Source organism: Dyadobacter luticola (genome assembly GCF_005860805.1).
Classification (GTDB): domain Bacteria; phylum Bacteroidota; class Bacteroidia; order Cytophagales; family Spirosomataceae; genus Dyadobacter; species Dyadobacter luticola.
Genome location: NZ_VCEJ01000002.1, coordinates 2,197,571 through 2,217,109 on the forward strand (window position 1 = coordinate 2,197,571; position 19,539 = coordinate 2,217,109).

The 19,539-nt window shown below is 44.6% G+C and carries 21 protein-coding genes; 12 read left to right on the top strand and 9 right to left on the bottom strand.

Annotation, left to right across the window (positions count from 1 at the left end; genetic code table 11):
- Nucleotides 1–106: 106 nt before the first annotated feature.
- The 9 genes from FEN17_RS09240 (at nt 107) to FEN17_RS09275 (ending at nt 9,341) form a co-directional block, all read left to right on the top strand.
- Nucleotides 107–1,837 (top strand): TonB-dependent receptor, encoded by a 1,731-nt coding sequence (locus FEN17_RS09240; RefSeq protein WP_229208747.1) that lies wholly within the window; start codon nt 107–109, stop codon nt 1,835–1,837.
- 18 nt (nt 1,838–1,855) lie between these two features.
- Nucleotides 1,856–2,491: a hypothetical protein gene (locus tag FEN17_RS27640; RefSeq protein ID WP_229208748.1), complete on the top strand. Its 636-nt coding sequence runs from the start codon at nt 1,856–1,858 to the stop codon at nt 2,489–2,491.
- Between the two features lie 10 nt (nt 2,492–2,501).
- On the top strand, nt 2,502–3,437 hold the full coding sequence (locus FEN17_RS09245; RefSeq protein ID WP_138364968.1) for a DUF4249 domain-containing protein: 936 nt from the start codon (nt 2,502–2,504) through the stop codon (nt 3,435–3,437).
- 53 nt (nt 3,438–3,490) lie between these two features.
- Complete coding sequence (alaS, locus tag FEN17_RS09250) at nt 3,491–6,133, top strand: alanine--tRNA ligase (RefSeq protein ID WP_138364969.1); 2,643 nt, start codon at nt 3,491–3,493, stop codon at nt 6,131–6,133.
- Nucleotides 6,134–6,200: 67 nt separating this feature from the next.
- Nucleotides 6,201–6,557 carry a type II toxin-antitoxin system RelE/ParE family toxin gene (locus FEN17_RS09255; RefSeq protein ID WP_138364970.1) on the top strand — a complete coding sequence of 119 codons (357 nt, stop codon included), beginning with the start codon at nt 6,201–6,203 and terminating at the stop codon, nt 6,555–6,557.
- Nucleotides 6,554–6,868, top strand: a complete 315-nt coding sequence (locus FEN17_RS09260) for a helix-turn-helix domain-containing protein (protein ID WP_138364971.1) — start codon at nt 6,554–6,556, stop codon at nt 6,866–6,868. The genes FEN17_RS09255 and FEN17_RS09260 overlap by 4 nt, the downstream gene beginning before the upstream one ends.
- Nucleotides 6,869–7,088: 220 nt before the next feature.
- Nucleotides 7,089–7,988, top strand: a complete 900-nt coding sequence (locus FEN17_RS09265; RefSeq protein WP_138364972.1) for an ATP-grasp domain-containing protein — start codon at nt 7,089–7,091, stop codon at nt 7,986–7,988.
- 39 nt (nt 7,989–8,027) lie between these two features.
- Nucleotides 8,028–8,468: a hypothetical protein gene (locus FEN17_RS09270; protein WP_138364973.1), complete on the top strand. Its 441-nt coding sequence runs from the start codon at nt 8,028–8,030 to the stop codon at nt 8,466–8,468.
- Nucleotides 8,469–8,489: 21 nt separating this feature from the next.
- A complete protein-coding gene (locus FEN17_RS09275; RefSeq protein WP_138364974.1) occupies nt 8,490–9,341 on the top strand; it encodes a HEPN domain-containing protein in 852 nt (283 codons plus the stop codon).
- A gap of 71 nt (nt 9,342–9,412) precedes the next feature.
- On the opposite strand, the gene FEN17_RS09280 is transcribed toward FEN17_RS09275, so the two are convergent.
- The 3 genes from FEN17_RS09280 to FEN17_RS09290 all read right to left on the bottom strand — a co-directional run bounded on the left by FEN17_RS09280 (nt 9,413) and on the right by FEN17_RS09290 (nt 12,018).
- Nucleotides 9,413–9,898: a CHRD domain-containing protein gene (locus FEN17_RS09280; protein ID WP_138364975.1), complete on the bottom strand. Its 486-nt coding sequence runs from the start codon at nt 9,896–9,898 to the stop codon at nt 9,413–9,415.
- Between the two features lie 180 nt (nt 9,899–10,078).
- Nucleotides 10,079–10,918, bottom strand: coding sequence for a lysophospholipid acyltransferase family protein (locus FEN17_RS09285; protein WP_138364976.1), 840 nt, complete (start codon nt 10,916–10,918; stop codon nt 10,079–10,081).
- The gene (locus FEN17_RS09290; RefSeq protein ID WP_229208749.1) at nt 10,918–12,018 is read right to left on the bottom strand and encodes a hypothetical protein; all 1,101 of its coding nucleotides are present in this window, start codon (nt 12,016–12,018) and stop codon (nt 10,918–10,920) included. The genes FEN17_RS09285 and FEN17_RS09290 overlap by 1 nt, the downstream gene beginning before the upstream one ends.
- Nucleotides 12,019–12,229: 211 nt before the next feature.
- Here FEN17_RS09290 and FEN17_RS09295 point away from each other — a divergent pair, with 211 nt between their 5' ends.
- Nucleotides 12,230–12,580, top strand: coding sequence for a hypothetical protein (locus FEN17_RS09295; RefSeq protein ID WP_138364978.1), 351 nt, complete (start codon nt 12,230–12,232; stop codon nt 12,578–12,580).
- A gap of 209 nt (nt 12,581–12,789) precedes the next feature.
- On the opposite strand, the gene FEN17_RS09300 is transcribed toward FEN17_RS09295, so the two are convergent.
- The 6 genes from FEN17_RS09300 to FEN17_RS09325 form a co-directional block, all read right to left on the bottom strand.
- Complete coding sequence (locus tag FEN17_RS09300; RefSeq protein WP_229208750.1) at nt 12,790–14,559, bottom strand: STN and carboxypeptidase regulatory-like domain-containing protein; 1,770 nt, start codon at nt 14,557–14,559, stop codon at nt 12,790–12,792.
- 15 nt (nt 14,560–14,574) lie between these two features.
- Entirely contained in the window at nt 14,575–15,576 is a 1,002-nt protein-coding gene (locus FEN17_RS09305) for a FecR family protein (protein WP_138364979.1), read from the bottom strand.
- Nucleotides 15,577–15,581: 5 nt separating this feature from the next.
- The gene (locus FEN17_RS09310; protein WP_138364980.1) at nt 15,582–16,151 is read right to left on the bottom strand and encodes an RNA polymerase sigma-70 factor; all 570 of its coding nucleotides are present in this window, start codon (nt 16,149–16,151) and stop codon (nt 15,582–15,584) included.
- A 104-nt stretch (nt 16,152–16,255) separates the two neighbouring features.
- Entirely contained in the window at nt 16,256–16,540 is a 285-nt protein-coding gene (locus tag FEN17_RS09315; RefSeq protein WP_138364981.1) for a hypothetical protein, read from the bottom strand.
- 117 nt (nt 16,541–16,657) lie between these two features.
- Nucleotides 16,658–17,119 (bottom strand): T9SS type A sorting domain-containing protein, encoded by a 462-nt coding sequence (locus tag FEN17_RS09320; protein WP_138364982.1) that lies wholly within the window; start codon nt 17,117–17,119, stop codon nt 16,658–16,660.
- Nucleotides 17,097–17,387, bottom strand: coding sequence for a hypothetical protein (locus FEN17_RS09325; protein WP_138364983.1), 291 nt, complete (start codon nt 17,385–17,387; stop codon nt 17,097–17,099). Before FEN17_RS09325 ends, FEN17_RS09320 begins: the two co-directional genes overlap by 23 nt.
- Nucleotides 17,388–17,621: 234 nt before the next feature.
- On the opposite strand from FEN17_RS09325, the gene FEN17_RS09330 reads away from it, so the two are divergent.
- Nucleotides 17,622–18,443: a KilA-N domain-containing protein gene (locus FEN17_RS09330; protein WP_138364984.1), complete on the top strand. Its 822-nt coding sequence runs from the start codon at nt 17,622–17,624 to the stop codon at nt 18,441–18,443.
- A 142-nt stretch (nt 18,444–18,585) separates the two neighbouring features.
- Entirely contained in the window at nt 18,586–19,518 is a 933-nt protein-coding gene (locus tag FEN17_RS09335) for a hydrogen peroxide-inducible genes activator (RefSeq protein ID WP_138364985.1), read from the top strand.
- The last annotated feature ends 21 nt before the right edge of the window (nt 19,519–19,539 follow it).

Sequence of the window (19,539 nt, forward strand, 5' to 3'; positions counted from 1 at the left end):
TAAAGAAAGGGATCTAAGTCCGGTAGTGGTCATCGCGTGACACTCAGCTCAGCTAATCCATCTGAACTGGATGTCATGCATTTACTTCATCAAACTAAAAACAGCCATGAGATTCATATTTTTCTTAGCATTCACAATGCTATCCTGGCCGCTGTATGCGCAGGAAAAAGTTAGCCTAAGCGGATTTGTACGGGAGGCGGGTAGTAAAGAGCAGTTGCCGGGCGTCAACGTATATATTGCAGGGACCGCAATTGCAGCGGCAACAAACGGTTACGGATTTTATTCATTGACGATCCCCGCATCTGATTCCGTGATAATCACTTTCTCGTATGTCGGTTATGAAAAGGTAGAGCGGCAGATCCGTTTACGACAAGATACCAAGTTGGATATTTTCTTATCCACTGCTAATCAACTAAAAGAAGTTGTCGTCTCCGCCCGCAAACAGGACGATCACGTTAGTCACTCCGCGCAGATGAGTAAGCTGGAAGTTCCGATTCAGCAGTTAAAAAAAATCCCCGCGCTTTTCGGCGAGAAGGATATTATGAAAGTTTTGCAACTGATGCCGGGCGTGCAAAAGGGTACGGAGGGACAAACTGGTTTGTATGTGCGTGGCGGCGGACCGGATCAGAATTTGATCATTTTAGATGAGGCTGTGGTTTATAATGCGAATCACCTTTTTGGATTCTTTTCGGTATTTAATAGTGACGCAATTAAGAGTGTCGAGTTAACAAAAGGCGGATTTCCGGCGCGGTATGGCGGAAGGCTTTCGGCGGTTTTGGATATGCAAATGAAGGAGGGCGCGAAAGACAAACTGCACGGTGAGGGTGGTATCGGATTGATTTCTTCCAGGCTGACACTAGAAGGTCCGCTTGCGAACAAAAAAGCTTCTTTTCTGATCTCTGGGCGCAGGACTTACATTGATTTGCTCGCCAAGCCGCTGATTAAAATGGCGCAGAAAGACAGTGAAAGTCAGACGAAGCCGGGTTATTTCTTTTATGATTTGAATGCCAAGCTGAACTACGACCTTGGCGCGAATGATAAGCTTTACCTCAGCGGCTACTTCGGCCGAGATAAATTCTACTACAAAGAAAATCTGCGGGACTATGTCAGCTCCGCGGCACTTGACTGGGGAAATGCGACCGCCACCATGCGGTGGAACCACGTTCTTAACCAAAGAATGTTTGTCAATACTTCTCTGATTTACAGCAATTTCGATTTTGGAGTAGCGAGTAGATTTCAGGAATACACCAAAGAAAAGCTGACCAATGATTTTGCTTTAAAGTATCAATCCAAAATACAGGACATTGGCATAAAAAGTGATGTTGACTTTTTCCCTTCCGCCAAACATGCAATCCGTTTTGGTATCCAGGCCACCATGCATAAATCGCCCCCCTCGGCGCTATCGACCTCAGGGACCAACATTGAGAGCGCAGCAGCGCCAATCTCGCAAACAAAAAATTCACTAGAAGCAGGGATTTACGCCGAAGATACCTGGCAAGTTTGGAGCGCGTTGAAAATGAATGCGGGTTTTAGATTGAGCACCTTCAAAACGAGTTCAAAAACTTATGTTCGGCCAGAACCCCGGATTTCCGCTGCATTGCGGCTGGGCAAAGACCTTTCCATGAAAGCGTCTTACGCAGAAATGAACCAGTATGTGCACTTGCTTTCAAACACAGGCATAGGTTTGCCGACAGATTTGTGGGTGCCGACAACCGACCGCATCGCGCCGCAGCATTCGAAACAAGCCGCGATTGGTTTTGCAAAAGATGTAGAAAATCCCGAGGTCACCGTGACGCTGGAAGGGTTTTACAAGAAAATGAACCACATTATCAGCTAAAAAGAAGGCTCATCGTTCATGGCGCTGGACGGGACGAATGCTACCGAGCAGAATTTGGAGGACAATGTAGCGACCGGTCGCGGCTGGGCTTATGGGTCGGAATTTCTGATTCAAAGGAAGATTGGCAGACTGTCTGGCTGGGTTGGCTACACTTTATCCTGGACGAAATGGCAGTTTCCGGATCTGAATTTTGGTAAAATCTTTTATCCGCGATACGACCGCCGGCATGATCTGTCCATCGTTGGAATTTTTGAAGCAAATGACCACATTACCCTTTCCGCAACCTGGATTTATGGCACTGGCAATGCATTAACATTGCCGATTTCGCGCTTCACCGGCGTGAAAGAGTATTTCTTTGGCGTGCAAGACCCGAAAGGTTCTAACATGAGCGGCATGCAGGTGACCGAATATGGCGACCGGGGGAATTTCCGAGCCCAGGCTTTTCACCGGCTCGATCTTGCCGTCCAGTTTCGAAAGAAAAAGAAACGCCACGAGCGCACCTGGGAGTTTGGGGTATATAATGCTTACAACCGGCATAACCCGTTTTTCTATGACATTGCCCAAAAGGAATACGGAAACGGCACCAAGACTTCGCTGAAAAAAATATCACTTTTTCCGGTGCTTCCTTCTTTTAGCTACAATTTCAAATTCTAACACACTGATTATGAAACTGCATTTCATCATTTCCATAATTATTGCAATTGGTCTATTCTCCTGCGAATCTTTGATCAATGATATTCCGCCATCGAAGCTTCCGAAAGCTGAATCGAAACTGGTTGTTCACGCTTTTATATCGCCCCAGGCGGAAAACATTAATGTTACCGTGTCGGAGTCGGAGCCATTATTTGGCACTTCACCCGGGCCCAATGGTATATTGCCCGATGCTTTGGTGAAAATCTCTAACGGCTTGAAGGAAGTTGTCATTCCTTACGATAAGTCCGGGAACATTTACAGCATTGAGGCCGCGCACTTCCCGATTATACCCTCCAAAACTTACTATCTGACGGTTTCCCGAGGGAACAAGAAAGTGACCGCTGAATGTGCCGTGCCTGAGAAATCAGTGACGATAAAATCCTTCACATTGGATACCATTGATTTAAAAGACCCGGCATCCGACCAGACAAAATTTGCAACATTGAAAATGAACTGGCAGGACATCGCGGGCGAGGCTAATTTCTATCGCGTGCACGCATCCATGATGCTGGAATACGGCGTGCCGGTAAAAGATGGCAGCAACGAGGGAAAGGAAACGATGGTTACGAGCGGTTTTAATTTTCAGTGGGATGAAAGTTCGGGCAGAGGGGAGTTGCAAACTGACAATGCATTGGACGGATTGATGTTTTCTTCACCTTTGGGAAAAGTCAATCTGGTCACGGTTATGGGCGTAGATAAATTTTCCCTCAACAATCCGAAAATCAAATCGCTGACGATGGAGGTTTTCAATACAGACATCAATTATTATAAATATCACCGCGACATGGATTTGCGGGGCAATGCCGACAATCCCTTCGCAGAACCGTCGATGATACATTCCAACATTGTCGGCGGACTGGGTTGTTTTGGCGCTTACAACGTCGGCCGTCGCGTGGAACTCTATTGATTTTCTTTACCTTTGCGGCTCATTTTACAAAGACTCAGTTCAAAGGATATACAATGACCTCGCATCAAATACGTCAGGCTTTTCTTGATTTTTTTCGCAGTAAACAGCATTTAATCGTACCGTCGGCGCCGCTGGTTGCCAAGAACGACCCTACCCTGATGTTCAATAACTCAGGTATGGCCCAGTTTAAGGATTTCTTCCTCGGAAATGGGACACCGCCGTCGCGCCGGATTGCGGATACACAGAAATGTTTGCGTGTTTCAGGAAAACATAATGATTTAGAGGATGTTGGCTTTGATACATACCACCATACCATGTTCGAGATGCTGGGAAACTGGTCTTTCGGCGATTATTTCAAAAAAGAGGCAATCGAATGGGCATGGGAGCTTTTGACGGAGGTGTATCAGTTACCAAAAGACAGGCTGTATGTGTCTGTATTTGAAGGAAATTCCGGCGACGGTGTGCCTTTCGATCAGGAAGCGTGGGATTTATGGAAGCCGATTGTGGGCGAAGACCGGATTATTCTTGGCAATAAAAAGGATAATTTCTGGGAAATGGGCGACACCGGCCCATGCGGCCCTTGTTCTGAGATCCACATTGATTTGCGTCCGGCTGCTGACGTCGCTGAAATTCCAGGTAAGTCGCTGGTTAACAATGACCATCCGCAGGTTGTGGAGATTTGGAACCTGGTATTTATGCAGTTCGAGCGCAAGGCGGATGGGTCGCTGATACCGCTTCCTGCTACGCATGTGGATACCGGGATGGGCTTCGAGCGGCTTTGTATGGCAGTTCAAGGCAAGACCTCTAATTATGATACCGATGTTTTCCAGAATACTATTCAGGTTTTGGAAACCATGTCGGGCAAAAAATACGGTAACCCCGACGAGCCTTTCGCGGACATCGCGATGCGCGTCATTTCCGACCACATTCGCGCGGTAGCTTTTGCGATTACGGACGGACAGTTGCCTTCGAATAACAAAGCTGGTTATGTAATCCGCCGGATTTTGCGCCGCGCAGTTCGGTACGGATATTCCAATCTGGGATTCCAGGAACCGTTTTTCTATAAGCTGGTACCGGTTTTGGCCGAGCAGTTTAAAGATGTTTTTACCGAATTGAAAGCCCAGGAAGAGTTTGTTACACGGGTGATTTTGGAAGAAGAAAAAAGCTTCCTGCGCACTTTGGAATCTGGCTTGAAGCGACTTGATAATGTTGTGGTTAGTCTGAAAGAAAAAGCCCTCAATACAATTCCCGGTGACGAAGTTTTCGAACTCAGCGATACTTTCGGTTTCCCGGTCGACCTTACCGCGCTGATTGCCAGAGAAAAAGGTTTTCAAATTGATGAAATTGGTTTTCAGGATGCATTAGCGGAGCAGAAAAAGCGCTCCCGCCAGGATGCTGCCAAGGAAGCCACTGACTGGATCGAGTTGCGCGAGGCCGATGGCGTGGAATTTCTGGGTTACGATTTTGAAGAAACCCACAGCCACATTGTCAAATACCGGAAGGTGAAAACCAAAACCGGCGAGGAATATCATATCGTCCTTGATCGCACGCCCTTTTATGCTGAAATGGGTGGTCAGGTTGGTGATACCGGAATATTGATTTTGAATGAAGGGAAAACCGTTTCGATTATAGATACCAAGAAAGAGAACGACCTTTTTGTACATATTTCACGGGATAAAAATCTGGACGAGGCGCTGCAAAATGCCGGTTTGGTCACTGCCCAAATTGACATTGCAAGAAGGGATAGGATCAAAGCTAACCACACGGCGACGCACTTAATGTTATCATCGATGCGGGAAATCCTGGGTACGCACATTGGCCAGAAAGGTTCTTACCTAAATGATGAAGTGCTGCGTTTTGACTTTTCGCATTTTTCGAAAGTTTCGCACGAAGAGTTGCAGCAAATCGAAGACCGCGTCAACCAGAAAATCCGGGAAGACATTGCATTGGATGAAAGAAGGAATGTCCCGATCCAGCAAGCATTGGATGCCGGCGCGACGGCTACATTTGGTGAAAAATACGGTGATTTCGTTCGCCTGATTATTTTCGATCCAACATTCTCATTTGAATTGTGCGGCGGCACCCACGTGCCATCAACCGGTAAAATCGGCATTTTCAAATTCATTTCCGAAGGTTCGGTATCCGCAGGTGTCCGCAGGGTTGAAGCTGTGACGGGTGAAAAAGCATTGGAAATCATGCGCCAGCAGGAAGAAAGGTTGGACAAGATCAAGGATCTGCTAAAAAATCCAACTGATCTTGTGAAAGCAGTTGAAAGCCTGATCGACGAGAAAAACAGCCTGCAAAAGAAAATTGCTGCACTTGAAAATGAGAAGATCCAGGCATTAAAAAGCGGCCTGATTGAAAGCATGGAGACGCATTCAACATTTAATCTGATCGTAGCAAAAGTATCTGTGCCTTCGGCGGAATCCTTGAAACAACTTTCCTACGAGCTGCGCGACCAGGTTGAAAATTTGATTGCAGTTTTTGGAACTGATATAGCTGGCAAGCCACAACTTTCCGTTTTCATCGCTGAAAACATTGTGCAGGAAACCGGGTTGAATGCTGGTAAGATTGTGAAAGACCTTGCGAAGGAAATCCGCGGCGGTGGCGGTGGTCAGCCGTTTTTTGCGACTGCGGGTGGTTCGGATGCGAGCGGGTTAGAGACTGCGCTGGAAAAAGTAAAAGGGTTGTTTTAGAATTGAATTTTGGGCAAAAGTTTCATCTTAACGAAACTTTTGCCTATTTTTATCAATATCACACACTATGAAAAAGCTATTTGAAATCGAATTCCTGGAAGAAGCACTTGATTTTTTGAGTGGGCTTGAAAGAAAGCATTACGAGAAGATCCTTTATAACATTCGTAAATCTCAAATAAAAACTGATCCGGAACTTTTCAAGAAATTGACTGATGACATCTGGGAATTCAGGACGCTTTATCAAGGATTTCAGTATAGACTTCTGGCATTTTGGGATAAAAATTTACCAGCCAAAACATTAGTAATTTCTACGCATGGGTTTGTAAAGAAAAGAAGTAAAGTGCCGGACAACGAGATTCAAAAAGCAATAGATATTCGATCCAAATATTTTTCAGAGAAACAATTAAAGAATAAGGAAAAATGAAAACATACACTTTGGATGAAGTTCAGGATAAGCTTATTGGGAAAATTGGAACGCCGGAGCGGGATATTTTTGAATATGAACTTCAAATGGATTTGATTGGAAAGGCAATTAAAGAGACAAGAAAAGAGAGAAATTTGACGCAAGAAGAATTGGGGAAATTAATTGGCGTTCAAAAAGCACAAATTTCAAGACTCGAAAGCAATGCAAGTAATGCAACAATGGATACTTTATTGAGGGTTTTCACTGCTCTAAAAGCCAAAGTAAAATTGCAGGTTGAACTCCCCAATTTAAATATTAGTATTGGGGAATAGTTTGGCAATTAAAGTTATCCAGCTTTAATTTATCGTCACACTAGCCAGTCTACAAATTGAAAATCTCTCTCTCCCACCTCCCCGACCATAAGCAAGAGAATTAAAAGAAACCAAGGGCGGCGGGTAGCCAGTTTTCCCGACAGTCGTCGGTCTGAGGGAGCAGATTCGATGCGAGAATTTGGAGAAGGTGACGGGGCTGTTCCATAAATCTCAAATTATTATGCACATACTTTTTTGCGACAATCCATTTGAAAATAAGCTGTCGATCGACCAGGACTATGAAGATGAGTTTACAGCAGCCAGGCAAAATGGATTTGGCACCGAACTTTTTAGCTTTGAGAGCTTAGTCAGAGATAATGATGCTGATTTCGCAACCAGAAGAATAAAAAGCAGTGATACACAACGATTAATGATTTATAGAGGGTGGATGCTTAAACCCAGCGCTTATTCTTTACTATATAATGCTCTTTTAGCCAAGAATTATAAGCTCATAAATTCACCGATTGAGTATAAGGTTTGCCATTATTTTCCCGACAGTTACAAATTCATAAGCGACTATACCCCCAAAACAATTTGGGTTACAGTTGAGAATCAAAAAGTAGATTACAGCCAATTGTTTGGTAAAATTCAAGTATTTGGTGATTCACCTTTAATTGTAAAAGATTTCGTAAAATCTCAAAAGCACTATTGGGATACAGCCTGCTTCATACCATCGGCATCGGATAAGGATAAGGTAAAATTGGTAACTGAAAGATTTTTAGAGTTACAAAATACAGATTTAAATGAAGGGCTAGTTTTTCGGGAATTTGTTGAACTCAATGACTTGACGATTCATTCTAAAAGTGGGATGCCTTTAAAACAAGAATATCGCTTGTTCTTTTTATACGGAAAACTGCTAGGTTTTTATGATTACTGGGAGGAAGGTGAATATTCAAAAAAGGCGATCCCACCGCTCGACTTTTTTAAGAACATCGCAAAAATTATTGAAAGTAACTTCTTCTCGATGGATGTTGCAAGGACAAAAAACGGTGAGTGGATCATTATAGAACTGGGGGATGGGCAAGTTGCAGGACTCCCAGAAAAGGTAGATCGGTTTGAATTTTATAGCTTCTTCCGTTAATGGAGAATCTGAACGGATCGGAAGGACCAGATACAGCCAATGGATGACAAGGAAATTCAAGCAGAAACAAGACTTCCGAAGGTAATCCTTGAAAAAGCGATTAGATCAAATAATGAATTTGGCTGGAAACAAATTGATTTCTTACAGGTTGTTGAAACTGCGAGAAAACTAAAAATAGCTACCATTGGCGGCCAAGTCCAATACTTATTTCCAGACGGCACATGTGAATTATATTGGCTAAATTATGATTCGGAAGGAAGACAAACAAATGAAGGATGGATAGAATACTGCAATAGAACGGCGAAAGAATGTACTGATAGATTTAATAGATTGATTTCTACTATTAACATACAAAAGGAAGCCATAACAAGTTTTAGTTTTATAGCAGGCAAAGAAGAGGCCGGTATTAATATAAATGATCACCTATTTTTTATATTATATTTTGATGACAAAGAAACGAACCTGTTTGCCGATCAATAAAGACAACCTTATCCCACACACATGAAAACCTCCCTCTCCCACCTCCCAGATCATAAGCAAGAAGAATTAAAAGAACTCACTGAAATTATTGTCGAAAAAGTACCTGCCGAAATGGTTATCCTTTTCGGAAGTCATGCGCGTGGTGATTGGGTGGAGGATTACCAGGAAAAGACTGAATATGTAAGCGATTACGATATTCTTGTAGTTACTCGGGATCGAAAATCCGCGAAGGACGGGAAAAAGTGGTGGGACTTAAACAAATTTGTAAATTTTAGTGAGGAGAATACAAGAGTCACGATCATTCAACACAGCATTGGTTTTGTAAATGATAAAATTGAAAACAATCAATACTTCTTTGTAGATATTTTAAAAGAAGGCATTATGCTTTTTGATTCTGGAAAATATAAATTATCCAAACCAAGAAACATGAGGCCGGAAGAACGACAGAAGAAAGCCCAAAATTCTTTTGACGCGTGGTTTGAATCTTCAAATCATTTTTTCGAAAGTTTCTTTTTCCAATTTGAAAAAGGCTGGTTCAAAGACTCTGCTTTTTTACTCCATCAGACAACAGAGAGATACTACGTAACAAATCTGCTTGTTTTTACTGAATACAAACCAAAAATCCATGATATCGAGGAATTAGGAAGACAGGTTGAAAAACTGCATCCTGATTTTGCAACCGCTTTTCCAAAACAAACAGAAGAAGAAAAACGGCTATTTGAACTCCTTCAAAAAGCATATATAGATTCGAGATATAATATCAATTATAAAATCGAAAAAGAAGAATTAGAATACCTTATTGAGCGCGTACAATTATTAAAAGAATTGACTCAAAGAATTTGTAAAGAACGAATCGCACAATTAACCGATTAAAACAAAAAAGAGCGACGCTAAAAAACGTCGCTCTCTCTCTCATTATCAGCGCTTTCGAATGCGCTGTACTACTATTCTTCTGCTTTAAGCTGACCTCTGATTTCTCCATCCGGATACTTTTTCGAATGGATGTTCACGTAGTACAAACCAGCTTTCAGGTCGGCTACCTGGGCTTCGGTCAAAGTGTCTTTGAATGCAAAGGGTGAGGTAAAAGTTTTGCCGAAATCGATCACGACCGCGCCGGAAGAATCGACTGGGGCTTTGTGAATGTGCCACGCCGTCGGCACAAATGCCGAATCGGTAGCAGCGGAATCTGTTGATGCAGAGTCGCTATACATAATATTGATACTCAGAACCCTGCTTTCCTGGTTCAGCGTACCATCTACCGAACCAGTAACTTTTGATGAATTAGCCGGTACCTGATTTGCGCCGGAGAGCGTCGTGCTCACTTTCAGCTCGGGCAGTACCGGTGTCGGGTCCGTCGTTTCGTCGTCATCACTACATCCTGCAACCATCGCGGCGATCACAAACACACCCACAAATGCTAATTTTCTCATAGTGCTTTGTTTTAGTAAATAATTGGTTTGACCACTTTCAGGTAAAGAACGGTTCCGCACAGGCCAAAAACCGTCAAAGCACTGGCTATGAGAAAATTGATATTTTTGCCAACAAAAGTGGGATTGGGGACTTATGTAACCCTTTGTTGAACTATGGGTCAATTTCTCACCTAAATCCTATCATTTCTGCGCCTTGCAATACTTCCAGCGGTTGTGCGACCATAACCAAAGCTCCGGTTGACGCCTGATCGTCATTTCCAGCGCATTGAAGTAGGTCTTCATTAAATGTTTTTCGTTCAAATTCAGGGATTCGGAAACCAGCGGCTCGAAGCTGAAATGATAACTATTTCTTGCCTTTTTCTGGACATCCAGATATATCACTGCACAGTTTCGGTTGGCCGCAATGCGGGCCGCGCCGGGCTGTACGAAAGTTTTCAAATTCATAAATTCCACATGATTTTTGGCGATGCTCCCGGGACGCTGATCGGCGATGGTGATGAAGATCGACGGTTTGTCAGACTGCCATTTCAAAACCGTCCGGTACCACTCGGATTTTGGGACTAATTGCACCCCATATCTCCCGCGAAATTTGCGGAGCACCCGATCGAGAAAACGATTTGACAGAGGCGAATATGCCGCCAGCACATTGCAATCGGCCATCAGGGGCAGCGAAAGCAAATATTCCCAGTTGCCATAATGCGACGCCATGAGCACAATGTCCTTCTTTTCGGCGATCAGCTGACGCAGCAGCGGCAGGTTATCGTAAGTTGTAAGTTTGCCGAGACTTGAAGTGGGCAGTTGATGGACCAAAAACGGCTCGACAATCAGATCGGCCAAATGCCGGAAGTATCTCGTAGACAGTGCTTTAATTTCACCTTCTGAAAATACCGGAAAACAATCTGCCAGGTTTTTGAGGATCAGCTGCTGCCGGTATGGCCACAGGTTTCGGAAGATCAGGTAGATGAGATCAGCCACTGACCGCCAGCCAAAAAGGGCCAGCCTGAATCGGATCGTACGCATCAGAGAATGAGCTGGATACCTGCATTGAAGCCGATATAAACACCCTGAAAATCCTTGGTACCATCATTTTTCCAGATAAATTTCTTGATGAAATTGTAATTATCCTCCCGCTCGTAGCTCACATAGTTAACGGTCGGTCCCGCGAAAACTTCGAAACGCTGACCAATTTTATAGGCTGGTAAAATGCGCAGCGAGTTTTTGAAATAGCCCCCGTCTTTGAAATCCGTCAATGTCTGGCTCACGGCTTCGAGGTTGATCCTGAACGGATCCGCCACCGGAACATGCGCGCCAAGTCCGGCTTCCAGGCCGTAGAGCGTCTTATCATTGTCTTTCAAATTGTATCCCACACCCGTAATTCCGTACAAAACGCGCCCGCCGGACCGGAAAGTGGCCATGCTGGTCAATGTTTCGTCGATCGACAAGCTGATCGATTTTTCTCCGTTTTTGATAAAATTAAAAAGCGCAATCGGATAGTCGCTGCTATCGGCAATGTTGATAAAACCGGCGAGCTGGACACCTGTTACTTTTTTGGCAATGTTGGCAAAACCGGAAATCTGGGAGTGCACATTTTTAGATTTATTCAGAAACCCGGCGAGTTGAAAACCGCGACTATCTCTGGCGGAAATGTTCGCAAATCCTGCAATTTGGGCAGCATCTGCCTTGCCTGCATAATTCATGAAACCAGCCAGTTGCGCACCTTTCGCATCATTTTTGGTAATGTTTGACAAACCCGCGATCTGCGCGCCGGAAGAATTTCCTCCAATCAAATTCACCGCCCCCGCTATCTGCGCCCCACTCGCCGACTGCCCGATCACATTGGCGACACCAGTAATTTGCGCCCCGCTCGCATTTTCCTTGATGATGCTGGCGGCGCCGGATAATGTGAAGCCAGTCTCCGCTTTCGACAACCCGGCGATGGCGTGCAACGAAAACCAGTTGGTATAGTCGGCAGCATGGGTACCATTGGAACTGATCGGGTAAAAAAGTCCGATATGGATGCGGGGAGCGCTGTTTTCCTGCGCAAAAGCAACCAGTGAAAGAATTGAAAATATAGCAGAAACAATGCTGGTGCGAAGTCTCGAAAATGGTTGATTTCTCATGATGATGTATTTGAGAGAATTAATTAAATACATACAGCTCCTCAGAAACGCAGATTGCAGGCCTTCAACCCCGCCTCGTCGCCATATGTACAGTATTGACAACGCGAAGCCGGGTTACCCTAAATTTTTTGGGGGAAAGTTTTTGGATTTGGTTTTGAGAAGTTGTTTAAATTTGAAATCACCACTTTTTCAAACCTATCATCTCACTAAAATGAGGACGAAACTGGAAATCAGACTTGATGAAGGAATTAGAAAATTGAGATTGGAGACATTTGAGAAGGGTTTTCCCTTTATGATTCATGACCAAGAAATCGCTGGCGAAGGATTTATTCTTGAATATCCAGCCGGAACAATGAAGCTCATGAAGCTTGCCGCGAACAATCAGGACATTGTTGAAATAAGATCCTTTAACTCAACCGAAATCGATCAGATACGGAAAAGGCACAATCTTTCCTTTCCCAACATACCTGAGCTTTCGTTGCATCCGGACCGAATGATGCCGATAAAAAATTTACCATTGCTAAAATCTTCCATTCCGACAATCAATATTTCATTTAGCTGATTGACAGGACACTCCTACGGAGTTTGGCATTTTTAAATGTCCATATTTGGCTATAAACAGGGAGGCCCGCTGGGCCTGTTTTCCTAACCACTTTTATCGACAAGATATCGGCTCATTTTGAGCCACCTGTTTATAGTAAGTTATATTTGGAAAGATTGCGGCTCCTTCGGAGCCTCCTAAAACCACACATGAGGCTTGTTACAAGAGCATCACAACTGCCCATACCGCCAGCTCATCCCAACCTGCCAGCCAAACCACGAACCCAACTTATCCCCAAGCCGAATGTTCGGATAATTTTCAATCGGAAACGATTTATACCCCTCCCGCTTCAAACTAGCCTGATTCTGACAAATCGAATATGACGGCCCCGCAAAAACCAAGAGCCGTTTATTCAACTTATAAGTAGCAGCGGTTTCAAGGCGGAACAGTGAGCGCATATTTTCCCAGCTTCCTTGGAAGATATTTCCGCTCGTGATTTCGGTAAAAAAGCCCCATTTTTTGAAGGGAAAAAATTCCCGGCCGATGCCTGCGCCAAACACATAGGTACTATGGCTGCCGCCTGTACTGACGCCGCCTGTGAGAATGCCGTAAAATTTGTGAGTCCCCATTTTCCAGGAAACATTGAAAGGCGCAACTTCCGAGGCAGATACCGTCAAATTAGAAGTGCTTTTCCGGATAATGTTGATCAAACCAAGGCTCACGCCCGACGAGCTGTCGGCAATATTGACGATTCCCAGCTGAATGCCATGCAGTTCTTTGGCATAATTAACGAAGCCCAGTTGCATACCCGAAAGTTTCGCCCCGACAATGTTGATCCCGCTAGAAACCTGAAAACCGTCAAAATCTTTCCGCGCCTGGTTATAACCGCCGGCAATCTGCCCGCCACCTGACGTTTCCTTCGCAAAATTGAGCGCACCGGAAACTTGCACGCCATCGAGCGGCCCGGCGCTCCGGTTCATAAAACCGCTTATCTGGACGCCCGAAGTCTTTTTTTCAACAAAACCGCTGAAACCTGACACCTGGACGCCTTTCAGCGAGTCGAGCACTTCGTTGTGCAAACCGGCAAGCTGGACGCCATTGACATGTCCGGACACAATGTTAAATATCCCCGCAACCTGCACGTACCGGACATCCTGCTTCGAAATATTAAACCCACCCGCGATTTCCAGACCATTAACCCCCGCCGTATAACCGCCTAACAGATTGAGGGAAAACCTGTTAACGACCTGCGAGCTCATCCTCCCATGCGTTCCCAAGCCTGGCGTCAGCGAAGCCTGATAGGGCAGCGAGACAAAAAATTTGCTAATGTTCCGGCTCTGCGCCCGCAATTTGGCCGAGACAAACAACCGTCCCAGCCAGGTCGATTCGCCCTCGGAGTACCTGACAATCAGCGGATCAAGATCGACGGCTTTTTGGTACAGACTGATTTTCAGGCGCGTTTCTTCCAGATTTTGAACAATTACCGTCGTATCGGCATAACCCACTTTGCTGATTGTAATGTTGACAGGAAAATTTTTATCCCTGATCCGCAGCCGGAAATGTCCATCGTCTTCCGAAAGCGTCGAGGCGAGGAGCTGGCGGGAGTAAATACTGGCAAAATCGACCGGAATATTGTTTTCCTGGTCCGTCACAAAACCGTCGATATAAAACGTCCGCTCTTTCGGCGCGGCGAGGATGATGATGTAGTCGCCTTTTTCTTTATACTGGTATTTACTCCTAAAAAGCTGGTTGAGCACCTCGGAAACCGGCTTTCCGGCGAGATTCACCTGTACAATGCTGTCGCCGGGAATGAGGTCGCTGTTATAGGAAAAGTAAAAATGGCCCTGCTCTTCCAACGTTTTCAAAACACGGGAAACCGGTTGCCCTTTCGCCGAAAGAGTAACCGGTTTGTTCAGGTGCTGCGCGAACCCGAAAAGGGGGATCACGAGGAAAATCACAGCCAGCCTTAATATTTTGAGCAGGGAAAAAGTCAAATCCATTCCGAAAGATAAGCCCTATTTCAAAATGATTTGCCCCTGTTTGTATTCAACGGTCACGGCGAGGGTTTCACTGATCACGGCCAGGATGCTTTCCAGCGAGTCCTGCTCAAATGTTGTGTTGATGGTCAGGTTTCGTTTCTGTTTATTTTCGATAACAATCTCTTTACCAAAACTTTCATTCAAAATCTCGACTAGTCGCCATAGCGGCGTATTGTCGCAGATCAGCCTGCCGGTCCGGTAATATTTGTGAAATTCCTCACTGGTTTCTTCTTTGGAAAAATCCCCCGCCGCGTGGTGAACCGTCGCTTTTTCCATCGGTTTTACTTTGATTTTCTGATGATCTTTGGCTACTTCCACCAGCCCGGTTTCCACGATCACCTCTGTTTCACGGCTGTTGTCCTTCACATTAAAAGAGGTACCTACAACCCTGACCGTCACATCGTTAACTGAAATGATAAATGGCTTTTCCTTATTTGGTGTCACTTCAAAGAAACCTTCGCCGGTTAACGTCACTTCTCTTTTGTCGCCATTAAATTGTGAAGGGTAACTTAATGTTGATTTTTTATTCAAAGTCACCACCGATCCGTCAGGTAATGTATCAACCAAAGTCTTTGTACCTGACTGAATCACAACCATTTCGCTTCCCGAATGTTTGAAATTAAATTGATAGGCAAGCCAACCGACCAGCGCAGTCAGCGCAACCATCGCGGCAATGCGTACTATTCCAAAAGATTTTTTCGGATGAAGCGGGACAACCCTGGTACCGGATTCAAAATCTTCGCGGCTTGTCTGTACCCTTTTCCGAAACCGGTCCCAGGCTGCATTCTCGTCCACATTACTTCTAATAGCCAGCTGCTTACTCTGTTTCCAGATTGTCTCAAAATCTTCAAAGTAGCGCTGGTGGTCGTCGCTGTCCGACAACCATTGATTAATCTCGATCTGTTCGGCCAAAGTGACCTCTTCGAGCAGGGATTTGACGAGCAGGTCGTCGATATGATGGTTAAATTCTGGTTTCATGGCTTTTAGCTGAGAAAAAATAACAGGAAAGAGGCGGTTAGGAAATCGACCAGTTTAAGACGTAACAGCCTGAGCGCCTTGCCCATCTGATTTTCCACGGTCTTGACGGGCAGTTGCAGCCTGTCGGCGATTTCCTGGTATTTCAGTTCTTCAAAACGGCTCATCTGAAAGATCGTCCTGCACTTTTCGGGCAGTTCTTTGAGGGCAATATCGAGCCGGTCTTCCAGTTCCGATAATTCCAGGTTGTGCGAAGTGTTGTTGCTATGTTCCATCTGGTGCACGGCGTAATTTTGATAAGCATCCCTGACTTTCAGGTGTTTAATGTAATTCAAGCTCTCATGGTAAACCGAGCGGTACAGGTATCCACTCACCGATTCCCGGATCTCAATGTGGTCTGTTTTTTCCCACAACCGGCAAAAAACGTTCTGTACCATTTCTTCCGCCATGATATCGTCCCGCAAAATGGTGCAGGCATAGGCGTGAAGCCCCTTGAAATGCGTTTTGAAAACCTTCTCAAACTCTGATTCCCTGTCCCTGCTCAAAACTGGTCCGTGATCCGCGATCGCTGCGTTCATTGTACTGGTCTGATTATGAATAAAAAAGCGCCCGACTTGGGTTGTACATTGGAATGACAACCAGTCGGGCGCTTACCCTAAGTTTTTCAGGAAAAATTCGCTGCTTATTTTTTTGGCTTTGCAGCAGTCGTGTCGGCTTTGTTTGATTTGTAACGCTTATCCGGCGTGCCGTCCTTTTTCAGGTTTTTGTTTTCCGAATACCTTTTATCCGGCGTACCATCTTTTTTCAACTTCTTGTTTTCCGAATAACGCTTGTCCGGCGTGCCGTCGGATTTCAATTTCGTAGCGGCGGTTTTGTCTTTGTCAGTCTGCGCTGGCGTGGTTTGCGCGAAAACCGGCGCGGTGAACGTCAAGAATGCCAGCAGAATCAGTGCTTTCAGGTTTTTCATTGGTTTTGAATTAAAGTGTGATCAAATTTTGAGAAATAAATTTAAACTCAATCCCGAAAAAACCCAGCCAGAAAATCGTTTTCAATAAAATTTAATGATGATTTAATGTAACTATACTTATTTCTTCACAAAGCGAAGTGTTTGCTGGCTCACTCCGTCCAGAACTTGCACCAAATACGAACCCGGTGCTAAATCCTTGATATCCAATCGGATATTTTCAGGAGTTTTATACAAATCACTCTTCAAACATTGTCCGCTGCCATTATACAGCCGCGCGACCACCTCCTTTTCTTCGCCTTCATATTTTATAGTTACAAAATCGAAAGCCGGATTGGGATACAACACATTGCCGGACTTTTCCTCTGAAAACAGGACGTACACAATCCGCGAATACGCCGAAGTTCCGTCCAGGTCCACTTGCCGGAGGCGATAATAATTCATCTTCTTTAAAGGAGCCGGATCCATGTACTGATAATGTTTGACTTCCGCCGTCGTCCCGCTGCCCCTAACCTCCCCTATTTTCTCAAAATGCAAGCCATTTTCACTTCGCTCAATCTCAAAATGACTGTTGTTCAGCATCAATGTCACCCAAATCTACCGGCGATGGGGCAAGGTAAAACAACCTTCTCTCAGACAATCCCCACAGCCCGTTTTCATATCGCGCACGGACATATAGGTTATGAAATCCGGTTGACAATGTGCCGGTAGTAAGTTCAAAATTGACATTCACTGTCTCCGCTGGACTGCTGAGCGGAATGTTCATGGCCTTACCAGTACCTGGATCTGAACCAATAAAATATTCCGCGCGATCGATGCGCGGGGCATGCACGCCAATTTCCAGTAGCACAAGTCAAATCAATAAGATTTTCTTCATCTAAACCTCTTTTCATGACTAAAATTTGAGATTGGATGGTAGAGGCCGCAAAGCTAGCCGAGGCAGTTTCTACTGGAAAAGGGAGCAAGGTGTTTGTCGACCGAATGCTTTTTTTGTCGACAAAAACCGTTAAAAAAAGACTTGTGCAGAAACCGTTACTTTTCAGAAAGCCTACGTCAAAAGATAGTATATCAAAACTATCTTTTCATGAAAGCAACTTCGATTACCGTACATGGACAAGGCGTATCTATTTTAATGTCTGAAAATGAAGAATTTATTTCACTGACTGACATTGCACGTCATAAGAATTCCTCGGCCACCGGACTGGTCATCTCACATTGGCTAAGCACAAAATTTACCGTCGACTTCATGGGACTTTGGGAGCAGATGCATAACCAAAATTTTAATCTTACTGAATTCAGCTATATTAAAAACGAAGCTGGAAGCAATGGATTCGTGCTCTCTTCAAAGCAGTGGATCGAGAAAACTAATGCGATAGGTTTGATTTCGAAGGCTGGTCGATATGGAGGTGGTACCTTTGCGCATCGAGATATTGCATTTGAATTTGCTTCCTGGATTTCAGCCTCCTTCAAACTTTACTTGATTAAGGAATTCCAAAGACTCAAAACAGAAGAAAACAACATTCAAAATCTTGACTGGAATGTACGGCGGACACTGGCGAAAGTAAATTATGCGATTCACGCAGATGCCATCAAAGATAATCTGGTCCCAAAAGAGCTAGATAAAACCATGCGCAACCGGATTTATGCCACGGAAGCCGATTTGATCAATGTTGCCTTATTTGGACTGACTGCCAAAGAGTGGCGTGATCGCAATCCTGGAAAATCCGGAAATATGCGGGATGAGGCGACGATTGAGCAACTCGTTATCTTATCTAATCTTGAAAGCATCAATGCGATGCTTATTCACCAGCAGCTGCCATCATCAGAAAGAGTGACACAACTAAATTTTATCGCAATCACTCAAATGAAATCGCTGCTCAACGGCAAGCAGGTTAAGTTTTTGTAGTATAGGTTTGAAGAGCCGAACATGCTTCGCCAGGTTTTAATGTTACCGATTTCAGTAACATTAAAACTTGTAATCTGACGCAAGCCTAATCAACGAAACTGATAGATCATTACCTTCGCATCGAAGAAATCTATCTACTCAAATGAATATCCAGCAACTGGAATATATTGTCGCCGTTGATAATTACCGGCATTTTATTCATGCGGCGGAGCATTGTAATGTCACGCAGCCTACTTTGTCGATGATGATCAGGAAGTTGGAGGAGGAATTGTCGGTGAAGATTTTTGATCGGACGAAACAGCCTATCGTACCGACAAGTATCGGTCGTGAGATTATTGACCAGGCGAAAGTGATTTTGCGAGAGGCTTCGCGGATGAATGAAATTGCCAAACATTTTAATGGTGATCTTTCCGGCGAGCTGCGGGTCGGGATTATTCCTACGATTGCGCCTTACTTACTGCCGCATTTTGTTAATCCATTCATTTCCAATTACCCGGACATTAAACTGCACGTTTCAGAAATGATCACGGAGCGCATTATTTCGGAATTGAAAATTGGAAACCTGGATGTCGGAATCATCGCATCGCTTTCAGAGGAAAACAGTTTGCAGGAAATCCCCTTGTACAAAGAGCGGTTTTATGCTTACGTTTCGGAAGATACCGGGCTCTACAACAAACAATACATTCTCCCGACCGACATTGAGCCTAACCAGCTCTGGCTCCTGGAAGAGGGACATTGTTTCCGCACGCAAATCCAGCGATTGTGCGAATTGAGCCGCAACAGCCAGTTTGGCAGCAGTTTCAGCTACCGCTCGGGCAGCATTGAAACATTGATCCGCATGGTGGAAAAAAATGGTGGTATCACCATTCTCCCCGAAATGGCCGTCATGGAATTGTCCGAAGAAAGAAAAAAACACATTCGCCACTTCAAATTCCCCGAACCCGCCCGGGAAGTCTGCCTGATCGTCAATCGGGAACAGATGAAAGCAAGGCTGATTGATGCACTGAAAGTGGGTATTACGAGTTATCTGCCGCAGGAGATTTTTGGGGCGCGGGAGGAACTTAGGATTTTGTAACTATCAAAAAGTTTTTGATGT